Origin of the sequence: Stenotrophomonas sp. PS02301 (genome assembly GCF_029959485.1) — a bacterium.
GTDB classification, from domain to species: domain Bacteria; phylum Pseudomonadota; class Gammaproteobacteria; order Xanthomonadales; family Xanthomonadaceae; genus Stenotrophomonas; species Stenotrophomonas maltophilia_Z.
Map to the genome: position 1 here is coordinate 1 of NZ_JASCOO010000119.1, position 11815 is coordinate 11815.

Genomic DNA, 11815 nt, shown 5'->3' on the forward strand with positions numbered 1-11815 from the left:
TCTAAGCTGCAGATGAGCAGCACTAGAGACAGCTGACAGGTTTGCTGTCACGTGCTGACACCCGCAGGGTGACAGCACGTTGTTGAATGAAAAGCTGGGGGGCGGGGCTTCCTGCGAATAACCGTCATCGTTGGGTTCAACCCGCTGCAGGATGGGCCAGGACTCGATCAGGTTAATGCCCGACTATTGCCAAAGTCCGATGTTCTGCTGTCCGCCGAATCGCAATGAGCGGCTCTGTTGGATGAATGTGTTGGCGTTTCCACAAGCAGCATCCGGATTCGGTTTCGACGGCACTGTACTACGCCTCCGTAAGCGAGAGGCAAGCCCGCCAAATGCTCATTGACCAACGCGACGGTTGTGTCGGACAACGGCTGTGCCGAATCAAGAAGTGCAACCACTACAAGGATTCCCCGCTGTGACGCTCGCCCCCCGCATCGGGCGCGGACCATTACCTGCCCGAACTCATGTTCCAACAGCAGAGATACCGCGTCAATGAGCGCCCGATAGGCTGCCAGTTGCAGGCCTGTGCTCAACATGCAAGGGTCGCCTTCCAAGCGAGGCCGACTCACCCGGTTGCTCTGGTCCCAGGATTCACGCACGCCGCCGGCGTGTAGTGCAACGTAGAGGCCCAACTGATCCAATGCAGTGGGATAGACCATGCTTGCCTGTGTACGGAATTGCTGTGAGTGCACTGTTGCTGTGTTCAAAAGCCCACTTGCTATCTCATGGTGGCCCTGCGATTTCAGCCAGTTCACCACCTCCTTGAGAGATACCTCAATGCCGTCGCCGAGTTTCCTGAGATGGAGTGCACGCTCGCGAAGGCTCTTTTCACTTGCAATATGCGAATTTCTGGCCAGTTTCAGTGCATTTTTCTCGCCATCGTCACGGATCCGGTAATGATGATAGAAGTGCGTAATGCGTGAACCGAACAAGAGCAGAGCGATACTTGCAATAGCCATGACCATCTGGGTCGTAAAGGTCGTCGGATCAAATGCCAACGGATACGGTTTTGGTGTCGTAAGCCCAATGATGAGATTGAGTGATGGCACGGCTATCGCCGCTCCGCGCCAACCGAGCAGGCAGGTAAGGGCAATGGCCGGTAGCGCCATCAGCAACTGCAGACTCGTCTTGACCGTGGCTGATTCTGCGGGAATCAGTACCGAGGCCATGCCGGTCAGGATCATCAACGCCAGCGCAGCGATACTCGGTGTGAGGAAACGTCCTGTCCATGTCAGTTCGGTGCGCCGGCTTGCCCAAAGCAGGGCAAGCGGTACGACCGTCAGAATGCCGATGAAGTCGCCTACGATGTAGCGCGCCGCACCGGTAAGTAGTGGTACATCCGGGGTGGGCCAAAGCAAGTGCATAAGCACCAGATTCAACGAGGTGACAGCTACGGCCGATGCGGCCCCAACCGATAGTAGCCAGGCTTGGGTGGTGGCGGCCACCACCCTGCGATGCAGTCGCACGATCATTGCTACCGTGGGCATCAGTGAGACGGAGGCGAGGATGACCCACGTCAACCCGTACTTGTCGATCATCGGGTAACGCATCTGAGCAAAGTAGGCGTATTCGCCGAGGAACAGGTAGGGCCACAGCCGAGGCGGGCAGAGCAGCAGCGCAGCCACTCGTATACCCGCAGGCAGGTAGAACTGGTCGAGGGACAGTTTGCGCGCTCCCCAACATGCAAACGCATAGATGACCGCGAGAACAAGCCCGATCGGCTCGATCCGCAGATTCAACTGAAGTCCGTTTTTCCACCATTCTCCGCGCACCGGCTCCCCCTGTTCGTGCCTTCAACATCCCTGTGTAGCAATGCCGCGATTAGATTGGACGGTATATATACGCGCCCGATTATGCAATTGCGCAAACGGTCTGGCGCGATGGCGGCACAGGGTATGGATGGACGCACAGGCATGTGTCACTTTCATGGGCGTGACACATATCTCATTTTGGGGTGATGTCCTTCACGCCGGCTCTGGCGCCGGCGTTGGTGAGGCGCTGCAGTCACGCGGATGAATCCACCAACTCGAGGAACGCCTGTCTCAGTCACGGCAGGCGTTGATGTGACGCATTCTGCTCGGTTTCGTTGTTATGTGATCCGACGCGTGAAAGGCGTGGTAGGCACCGCCATAACATCTGCTGCCCCTCCCGTTTTGGAACCGCCGGAAAGTGGAAAGCCTGATTTCAGACGCCGCGCCCCGTCTCACTTTTCCGTCGCAGTGCGTCGGGCGAGCAGCCTACGGCACGACGATTGTCACAACGCCCCGGCAGACGGCCACTGAGCTCGGTGAGTGTCTGGAAATGTCGAATCGACGCAAGAGCTCGAACCCGCCGCCGCGCAGTACCCGGCCGGCACCGCCACCGAGCCCGCCACCCCGAAAGCCCCTTAAGCCCTCACCACAACGCGTCCCGCAGTTTGTACCAGGACATCGCCGCAACCAGCAGCGGGGTCCGCAGCATGCGCCCGCCGGGGAAGGGGCGGTGCGGAATGCGTTCGAATACATCCAGGCGCTCCGCCTGCCCGGCGATGGCTTCGGCCAGCACCTGGCCCGCCAGGCCCGCCGCGGCAACACCGTGGCCCGAGAAGCCCTGCGCGAAATAGACATTCGGGGTCAGTCGGCCCCAGTGCGGGGCGCGGTTGCGGGTGATGTCCACATAGCCGCCCCACACGTACTCCAGCTCCACGTCGGCCAGCTGCGGAAACACCGCGCGCATGCGCCGGGTCATCACACCGCGCAGGCCAGGCGGGGGCAGGGCGGAGTAGCTGGCTTGGCCGCCGAACAGCAGGCGGTGATCGCGGCTGAGGCGGAAATAGTCCAGTGCCCAGCTGACGTCGGCCACCGCCATGCCGTTGCGGATCAGCGATTCCGCCCGCGCCTGCCCAAGGACCGCACTGGCACCGATATAGGTGCCGACCGGCATGATCCGCGATTCCAGCTCCGGCGCGATGCCCTCCAGCCAGGCGTTGCCGGCGATCACCACGTGGTCGGCGCTGACCGTGCCGTGTGCGGTACGCAGCTGCGGCCGGGGCCCGCGGATCAGCTGCAGGACCGGGGACTGCTCGTGGATCACCGCGCCGGCCGCCTCCGCGGCACGGGCCAGCCCCTGCGCGTAGGCCAGCGGATGCAGGTGGCCGCTGTGGGGATCGAACATCGCCCCGCGATAGCGGGGGCTGTCCAGCTGCCCGCGCAGCTGCGTGCGGTCCCACCATTGCAGGGGATAGTCGTAGCGCTGGGCCAGATCGATCAGCCCGGCGCGCAGCATGCGCTCCTGGCGGGGTTTGATCGGCACGCTGGCGTGGCCATCGCGCCAATCGCACTCGATCTGGTGATGGGTGATGCGATCACGCAGCAGGCGCATGCCATCGCGCGAGAACTCGAACAGCGCCCGCGCGTCTTCAGCACCCACCAGATGCTCGAGCGTATCCACTTCGCAGCCGTAGCCGACGATCGCCTGGCCACCGTTGCGGCCGGACGCACCCCAGCCCACGCGGTGCGCCTCCAGCAGCACGACGCGATAACCGCGCTCGGCCAGGGTCAGGGCGGCGGACAGGCCGGTGTAGCCGGCACCCAGCACGCAGACATCGGCGCTGAGATCGCCCGTCAACGGTTCACGTAGCGGCGCGCCCGGCACGCTGTCGGCGTACCAGCTGGGTGCATGCGCCTCGCCGGCAGCCGTCATGCCGGGCACCGGCGGGAAGAGGACAGGACAACAATCATGGACAAAGGATGCCAGCAACCGGCGCGCGGGACAGGGGTCAGTCTGTCGCAGCTACTGCCGCCGGCGTGTGAGGGGCGCGCGCGCCGGCGGTGGCGCGCTGTGTTGCGCGAGGTCTGCGCACGGGGGTAACGTGGCTGCAGGTCATCCGAGCATGACGCATGGTCTCGCCCCCTTGGGTCGGCCTGCCCACCGACAGCACGATGCTGGGCCATCACCGCTTCGCGGCGGCGGGTGAGAAGTACATCCGCGCGCTGGCCGAAGCGGCCGGTGTTACCCCGGTGCTGCTGCCCAGCCTGCAGCCGCCGTTGCCGGCCGCGCATTGGCTGAGCCGCCTGCACGGCCTGCTGCTGACCGGCGCGGTGAGCAATATCGAACCGCATCTGTATGCCGGGCCCCCGAGCTGGCCCGGCAACCGCCATGATCCGGCGCGCGATGCGAACGCGCTCTCCCTGTTGCATGAGGCGCTGGCCCGCGACCTGCCCGTGCTGGCGATCTGCCGGGGTTTCCAGGAATTGAACGTCGCGCTCGGTGGCAGTCTGCACCCGCGCGTGCACGCGGTGCCGGGCATGAACGATCATCGTGAAGACCCGCAGGCGCCGGTCGAGGTGCACTATGGGCCGGCGCATGCGGTCCAGCTGTGTGAGGGTGGTTGGCTGGCCGGCTGGGCCGGCGCGCCCACGGCACGGGTCAATTCCGTGCACGGGCAGGGCATCGATCGTTTGGCCGAGGGCCTGCAGATCGAGGCCGTCGCTGAGGATGGCCTGATAGAAGCCGCCCGCAGCACCGCGCATCGTTTCGTGCTTGGGGTGCAGTGGCATCCGGAGTGGCGGGTGTCCGACAATTCGTTCTATCACAGCATTTTTCACGCTTTCGGCGATGCTTGTCGCCGCAACTCTCTTACAGCAGACCGGTCATGACCACCCGAACGCGTTCGCGCAAAGCCGCCGCCCCCAAGCCTGTTCCGCAGGAGAGCACGCTGCTGCGCTGGCTCAAGGACCGGCGTATCACCGAGGTGGAGTGCCTGGTGCCGGATATCACCGGCAACGCGCGCGGCAAGATCATTCCGGCCGACAAGTTCTCGCACGATTACGGCACACGTCTGCCGGAGGGGATATTCGCCACCACGGTCACCGGCGAATTCCCGGACGACTACTACGAGCTGACCTCGCCCTCGGACTCGGACATGATCCTGCGCCCGGATGCCGATACGGTACGGATGGTGCCCTGGGCGACCGATCCGACCGCGCAGGTCATCCACGACTGTTTCACCAAGACCGGTGAGCCGCATGAGCTGGCCCCGCGCAATGTGCTGCGGCGCGTCCTCAATGCCTATGCCGAACTGGGCCTGCGCCCGGTGGTGGCACCGGAGCTGGAGTTCTTCCTGGTCCAGAAGAACACCGACCCGGATTTCCCGCTGCTGCCGCCGGCCGGCCGCTCCGGGCGTCCTGAAACCGCGCGCCAGTCGTACTCGATCGATGCGGTGAACGAGTTCGATCCGATCCTCGATCTGATGTACGACTACTGCGATGCGATGAAGCTGGACGTGGATACGCTGATCCATGAATCCGGCGCCGCACAGCTGGAGGTCAACTTCACCCACGCCAATGCGATGGATCTGGCCGATCAGGTATTCCTGTTCAAGCGCACCATGCGTGAGTCGGCGATGCGCCACGGCATCTATGCCACCTTCCTGGCCAAGCCAATGGAGAACGAGCCGGGCAGTGCGATGCATATCCACCAGAGCCTGCTGCGGATCAGCGATGGCAGCAACGTATTCACCGGCGAGCATGGCGGTGAGGACTTCAGCCCGTTGTTCGGCCATTACCTGGCTGGCCTGCAGAAGTACGTCCCGGCGGCGATGGCGTTTTTCGCTCCGAACGTGAACTCCTACCGCCGGCTGATGTTCGGCGAGGTTTCCCCAAGCAACGTGCACTGGGGCTTCGACAACCGCACCTGCGGGCTGCGCGTGCCGCTGGATACGCCGGAGAACATGCGGGTGGAAAGCCGGTTCGCCGGTTCGGATGCCAACCCCTACCTGGCCATCGCCGCGACCCTGGCGGCTGGGCTGCTGGGCATCCGCGAGCAAGGCTCCCCGACCGCGCCGATCAGTGGCAGCGCCAAGGAGCTGGGCTATGACCTGCCGCGCTCGCTGGGCGAGGCGCTGGACGGGCTGGAAGCCTGCCCGGAACTGCGCGAGATGCTCGGCGAGCGCTTCTGCCGCGCCTACGTGTCGGTCAAGCGCAAGGAATACGAGACCTTCTTCCGGGTGATCAGCTCCTGGGAGCGCGAGTTCCTGCTGCTCAACGTCTGACCCGAGGCACCTGATCCGGCATGGCCGTGAGGGCCATGTGCTGGGAAAATGGGGGCATGCCCGGTAGGCTGGCACCCGTTGCGCCGGTCCGGCCGGTTCCCCCCAACTCGCACCTGACCTGTGGAGAGTCCGATGAAGCTGCGAATCCTCACCCTCGGCATTGCCGTATCCGTGCTGACCGCCTGTGGCGGCGGTGACAAGCAGGACGACGCCAAGGTGCTGAACGTCTACAACTACAGCGATTACATCGCCGAAGACACCATCCCGAACTTCGAAAAGGCCACCGGCACCAAGGTGACCTATGACGTGTTCGACAGTGATGAGATGGTCGAAACCAAGCTGTTGGCCGGCAACAGCGGCTATGACGTGGTGGTGCCAACGCTGAACTTCTTCGGCCGCCAGATCAAGGCCGGCGTGTTCCTGCCGCTGGACAAGAGCAAGATCCCGAACCTGGCCAATCTCGACCCGGAGGTGATGAAGCGCATCGCCCAGCAAGACCCGGGCAACGAGTACGGCGTGCCGTACATGATCGGCACCACCGGCATCGGCTACAACGTGGAGCTGCTCAAGCAGCGCTTCGGTGGCAGCACCGACATCGCCAACAGCTGGGATCTGATCTTCAAGCCGGAAAACATCGCCAAGATGAAGGACTGCGGGATCACCATCCTGGATACGCCGTCGGACATGATCCCGATCGCACTGCACTACCTGGGCGAAGATCCGCACAGCCAGGACCCGGTCACGCTGGAGAAGGCCGCCGCGCTGCTCAAGACGATCCGCCCGTACGTGCAGAACTTCCACTCCTCGCAGTACGTGGGCTCGCTGGCCAACGGCGGCACCTGCCTGGTGGTGGGCTGGTCCGGTGACATCATCCAGGCGCGTGACCGTGCAGCTGAAGCCTCCAATGGCGTGACCGTGGCCTACTCGATCCCGCGCGAAGGTGGCCCGCAGTGGTTCGACATGCTGGCCATCCCCAAGGATGCCAAGCACCCGGAGGCCGCCTACGCCTTCATCAACTACCTGCTGGAGCCGAAGGTCGCCGCGGCCAACACCAACTTCATCCATTACGCCAACCCGGTGACCGCGGCCACGCCGCTGGTGGACGAATCGATCCGCACCGACCCGACCATCTACCCGCCGGCCGATGTGGCGGCGAAGATGTTCACCTATTCGATCAACACGCCGGAAGTGGACAAGCTCTACACCCGGTTGTGGACCGAGGTGAAAACCGGGCGCTGACCGCCCCCGCGACGCCGGCCCCGCGCCGGCGTCGTCGTTTCAGGGGGTAGGACATGACGCGGCCACCACCGGTAAAATGGCATTCTCCCCCCGTCCCGCCGCCGCTCCCGGAGCCGCTGACCATGCCATTTGAAGCCAAGCCGGAAGGCGCGGTCCTGCCGGTCCTGGAACCGGGCTACCTGTCCATCCGCGCGCTGCGCAAGGAGTTCGACGGCTTCGTCGCGCTCGACGACGTCACCCTGGACGTGCGCAAAGGCGAGATATTCGCGCTGCTGGGTGGCTCGGGCAGTGGCAAATCGACGCTGCTGCGCTGCCTGGGCGGCTTCGAGACCCCCACCCAGGGCACCATCGACCTGGACGGCCAGCGCATCAACGCGCTGCCGCCGTACCAGCGCCCGATCAACATGATGTTCCAGTCCTACGCGCTGTTCCCGCACATGACGGTGGAGCAGAACATCGCTTTCGGCCTGAAGCAGGACGGCATGGCGCGTGATGCGATCAACCGCCGTGTCGGCGAAATGCTGGAGCTGGTGCAGCTGGGCAAGCTGGCCAAGCGCAAGCCGCACCAACTCTCCGGCGGTCAGCAGCAGCGCGTGGCGCTGGCGCGGTCGCTGGCCAAAGGCCCGAAGCTGCTGTTGCTGGATGAGCCGATGGGCGCGCTGGACAAGAAGCTGCGCTCGCAGATGCAGCTGGAGCTGGTCAACATCATCGAGACCACCGGGGTGACCTGCGTGATGGTCACCCACGATCAGGAAGAGGCCATGACCATGGCCACCCGGATCGCGGTGATGGATGCCGGCTGGATCCAGCAGGTCGGCAAGCCGGATGAAATCTACGAGCAGCCGGCCAACCGCTTCGTGGCCGAGTTCATCGGCTCGGTGAACCTGTTCGATGGCGTGCTCGATGAGGACCTGCCCGAGTACGTCACCGTGCGCACGCCGCTGTTCCCCGCACCGATCTACGTCGCCCACGGCATCACCGGTTACGAAGGCCAGCCGGTGGCGTTCGCGCTGCGCCCGGAGAAGGTGATGATCGGCAAGGACGAGCCGTCCGGGGATACCAACAAGGCCCAGGGCGTGATCGAGGAGATCGCCTACTTCGGCAGCCACTCGGTATTCCATGTGCGCCTGCCGAGCGGGGCCAAGGTGCTGTCCAACTTCGCCAATTCGCAGCGCTGGGCCAGCGATGGCCTGACCTGGGGTGACACCGTCTGGGTGCACTGGCGCGACAACGACGGCGTGGTGCTGACCTCATGAGCGCGACCGGCTGGAAGCGCTGGCTCCCGGGTACGCGCGCCGGCGTGATCGCCGCGCCGTACCTGTGGCTGCTGCTGTTCTTCGCGGTGCCGTTCGTGATCATCCTGATGATCTCCTTCGCCCGCACCCAGGTCGGCTCGCCGCCGTATACCTGGCTGCTGGAGTACGTGGACGGCGCGTTCTCGCTCAAGCTCAATCTCGGCAGCTACGCGGCCCTGGTGAAGGACAACCAGTACGCGCTGGCGTACCTGAGCTCGATCAAGATCGCGGTCATCTCGACCCTGCTCACGCTGCTGATCGGCTACCCGATGGCCTACGTGATCTCGCGGATGAGCCCGGCCGCGCGAAATGTGGCGATGATGCTGGTGGTGCTGCCCTCGTGGACCTCGTTCCTGATCCGCGTGTATGCCTGGATCGGCATCCTGGACCGCAATGGCCTGCTCAACCAGCTGCTGCTCAAGCTCGGCCTGATCGATGCGCCGCTGCAGATCCTGTACACCCCGACCGCCGCCTACATCGGCATCGTGTACTGCTACCTGCCGTTCATGGTGCTGCCGCTGTACGCCAATCTGGTCAAGCTGGACAACCGCCTGCTCGAAGCCGCCTACGACCTCGGCGCCAAGCCGTGGCAGGCCTTCGTGCGGATCACACTGCCGCTCTCGCGCACCGGCATCATCGCCGGCTGCATGCTGGTGATGATCCCGGCCGTGGGTGAGTTCGTGATTCCGGAAATGCTGGGCGGGCCGGATACGCTGATGATCGGCCGCGTGCTGTGGGGCGAGTTCTTCAACAACCGTGACTGGCCCACGGCCTCGGCGGTGGCGATCGTGATGCTGGCCCTGCTGCTGGTGCCGATCCTGCTGTTCAACCGCATGCAGCAGCGCGAGCTGGAAGGAAAGCTGGCATGAGCATGGTGCGCAGCAACCGCTGGCTGGGCTGGAGCCTGCTCGGGCTGGGCTTCGCCTTCCTGTACCTGCCGATCCTGTTGTTGATGGTGTACTCGTTCAACGCCTCCAAGCTGGCCACGGTATGGTCGGGCTTCTCCACGCGCTGGTACGGCGAGCTGTTCAACAACCGGCAGATCCTGGATGCGCTGTGGATCAGCCTCAAGGTCGCGTTCTGGACGGCCTGCGCGGCCACCGTGCTCGGCACGATGGCGGCGATGGTGATGACCCGCATGCGCCGCTTCCCGGGCAAGACCGTGTTCGGTGCGTTGATCACCGCGCCGCTGGTGATGCCCGAAGTGATCCTGGGCTTCTCGCTGATGACCCTGCTGGTGGCGATGGGCGGCATTCCCGGTTTCCCCAGCCGCGGCGTGACCAGCATCTGGATCGCGCATGTCACCTTCACCCTGTCCTTCGTGACGGTGGTGGTGTCCTCACGCCTGCAGGAGCTGGACCGCTCGCTGGAGGAAGCCGCGATGGATCTCGGCGCGAGCCGGTTGAAGGTGTTCTTCCAGATCACCCTGCCGATCATCGCCCCGGCGCTGGTGGCCGGCTGGCTGCTGGCGTTCACGCTGTCGCTGGATGACGTGGTGATCGCCAGCTTCGTGGCCGGCCCGAACTCGACCACCCTGCCGATGAAGGTGTTCTCCTCCGTGCGGATGGGCATCAAGCCGGAGATCAACGCGCTGGCCACCTTGATGGTGCTGGCGGTGTCGATCGCGGCGGTGGTGGGCTGGTACATCACCTCTCGCGCCGAGAAACGCCGCCAACGCGACATGCAGATGGCGCTGCAGGACCCCAGCTGAACGTCATCCCGATCCGGCAACATCCGGCTCACGGGGCCGGGCGCACACTGCGGGCCTGACTTTTGGAGACCTGCGATGACCGCTGACATCATCAATCCCGCGACCGGCCAGGTCACGTATCGCCATGAACTGCTCACCGCCACGGAGGTCGAGCAGCGCCTGGCCGCGGCCGCCGAGGCGTTCCCGGCCTGGTCAGCGCGTTCGCTGCAGGAGCGCGGGGCGATCCTGCGCGCCATCGCGGCCCAGCTGCGCCAGCGCAAGGGGGACATCCAGCAGGCGATGACCACCGAGATGGGCAAGCTCAAGGGGGAAGCGCTGGGTGAGATCGACAAATGCGCCGAGGCCTGCGAGTTCTACGCCGATCACGCGGCCGACTACCTCAAGCCGCAGCTGATCGATACCGAAGCCCAGCGCAGCTACGTGCGCTACGAGCCGATCGGCTGCGTGTTCGCGGTGATGCCGTGGAACTTCCCGATCTGGCAGGTATTCCGTTTCCTCGCGCCGGCGTTCATGGCCGGCAATGTGGCGCTGCTCAAGCACGCCAGCAACGTGCCGCAATGCGCCGACCTGATCCTGGCGGTGTGCCGCGATGGTGGGCTCCCCGAGGGCGTGTTCGATGTGCTGCACATCGACAACGACCAGGCCGCCGAGGTGCTGCGCGACAAGCGGGTCAAGGCGGTCACGCTGACCGGCAGCGAGCGCGCCGGGCGGTCGATTGCGGCCAATGCCGGTGACCAGCTCAAAAAGTGCGTGATGGAGCTGGGCGGCAGCGATGCCTTCGTGGTGCTGGACGATGCCGATCTGGACAAGACGGTGGCCGCAGCGGTGAAGTCGCGCTTCGACAACAGTGGCCAGACCTGCATCGCGGCCAAGCGCTTCATCGTGGTCGATGCGATCGCCGATGCGTTCGTGGAGAAGTTCGTCGCCGCCGCCGGCAAGCGCGTCTACGGCGATCCGCAGGACGAGAAGACCACGCTCGCGCCGATGGCGCGCGCGGACCTGCGCGACGAGCTGCACAAGCAGGTGCAGGACAGCATCGCCAAGGGCGCCACGCTGCTGCTCGGCGGTGAGCCGGTAGCCGGCTCGCATGCGGGCTACCCGGCCACCATCCTGGACAACGTGACGCCCGGCATGCCGGCCTATGACGAAGAACTGTTCGGCCCGGCCGCCGCGATCCTGCGCGTCAGCGATGACGCCGAAGCACTGCGCGTGGCCAACGACACCACCTTCGGCCTGGGCGGCAGCGTGTGGACCATCGATGCGGCGCGCGGCGAAGCCATCGCCCAGCAGCTGGAATGCGGTGCCGCCTTCGTCAACGCCATCGTCAAGAGCGACGTACGCCTCCCCTTCGGCGGCAGCAAACGCTCCGGCTTCGGCCGTGAACTCGCCGAACATGGCATCCATGAGTTCATGAACATCAAGACCGTTTACGTGGCCTGATGCCATGAACCGGGTAGTGCCGGCCGCTGGCCGGCTCACGCCCATGCCCCGGACGGCCGCGAACATGAGATGAGGGTCATGCCACCGGAGGAGCCGGCC

Annotated in this window: 9 protein-coding genes; 7 read left to right on the forward strand and 2 right to left on the reverse strand. The window is 64.8% G+C overall.

Going from position 1 to position 11815, the window contains the following annotated elements; genetic code table 11:
• Positions 1-167 precede the first annotated feature (167 nt).
• Entirely contained in the window at positions 168-1772 is a 1605-nt protein-coding gene (locus QMX81_RS18890) for an MASE1 domain-containing protein (RefSeq protein WP_282263773.1), read from the reverse strand.
• A 622-nt stretch (positions 1773-2394) separates the two neighbouring features.
• Positions 2395-3681: an FAD-binding oxidoreductase gene (locus tag QMX81_RS18895; RefSeq protein WP_121041620.1), complete on the reverse strand. Its 1287-nt coding sequence runs from the start codon at positions 3679-3681 to the stop codon at positions 2395-2397.
• A gap of 197 nt (positions 3682-3878) precedes the next feature.
• On the opposite strand from QMX81_RS18895, the gene QMX81_RS18900 reads away from it, so the two are divergent.
• The 7 genes from QMX81_RS18900 (at position 3879) to QMX81_RS18930 (ending at position 11716) form a co-directional block, all read left to right on the forward strand.
• Complete coding sequence (locus QMX81_RS18900; RefSeq protein WP_121041622.1) at positions 3879-4637, forward strand: gamma-glutamyl-gamma-aminobutyrate hydrolase family protein; 759 nt, start codon at positions 3879-3881, stop codon at positions 4635-4637.
• The gene (locus QMX81_RS18905) at positions 4634-6031 is read left to right on the forward strand and encodes a glutamine synthetase family protein (RefSeq protein ID WP_121041625.1); all 1398 of its coding nucleotides are present in this window, start codon (positions 4634-4636) and stop codon (positions 6029-6031) included. The genes QMX81_RS18900 and QMX81_RS18905 overlap by 4 nt, the downstream gene beginning before the upstream one ends.
• A 132-nt stretch (positions 6032-6163) precedes the next feature.
• Positions 6164-7270: a polyamine ABC transporter substrate-binding protein gene (locus tag QMX81_RS18910; protein ID WP_121041627.1), complete on the forward strand. Its 1107-nt coding sequence runs from the start codon at positions 6164-6166 to the stop codon at positions 7268-7270.
• Between the two features lie 122 nt (positions 7271-7392).
• The gene (gene potA, locus QMX81_RS18915; protein WP_282263787.1) at positions 7393-8526 is read left to right on the forward strand and encodes a polyamine ABC transporter ATP-binding protein; all 1134 of its coding nucleotides are present in this window, start codon (positions 7393-7395) and stop codon (positions 8524-8526) included.
• Positions 8523-9434, forward strand: coding sequence for an ABC transporter permease subunit (locus QMX81_RS18920; protein ID WP_121041631.1), 912 nt, complete (start codon positions 8523-8525; stop codon positions 9432-9434). Before potA ends, QMX81_RS18920 begins: the two co-directional genes overlap by 4 nt.
• Positions 9431-10276: an ABC transporter permease subunit gene (locus tag QMX81_RS18925; protein ID WP_121041633.1), complete on the forward strand. Its 846-nt coding sequence runs from the start codon at positions 9431-9433 to the stop codon at positions 10274-10276. Before QMX81_RS18920 ends, QMX81_RS18925 begins: the two co-directional genes overlap by 4 nt.
• A 75-nt stretch (positions 10277-10351) precedes the next feature.
• Complete coding sequence (locus QMX81_RS18930; RefSeq protein ID WP_282263791.1) at positions 10352-11716, forward strand: NAD-dependent succinate-semialdehyde dehydrogenase; 1365 nt, start codon at positions 10352-10354, stop codon at positions 11714-11716.
• The last annotated feature ends 99 nt before the right edge of the window (positions 11717-11815 follow it).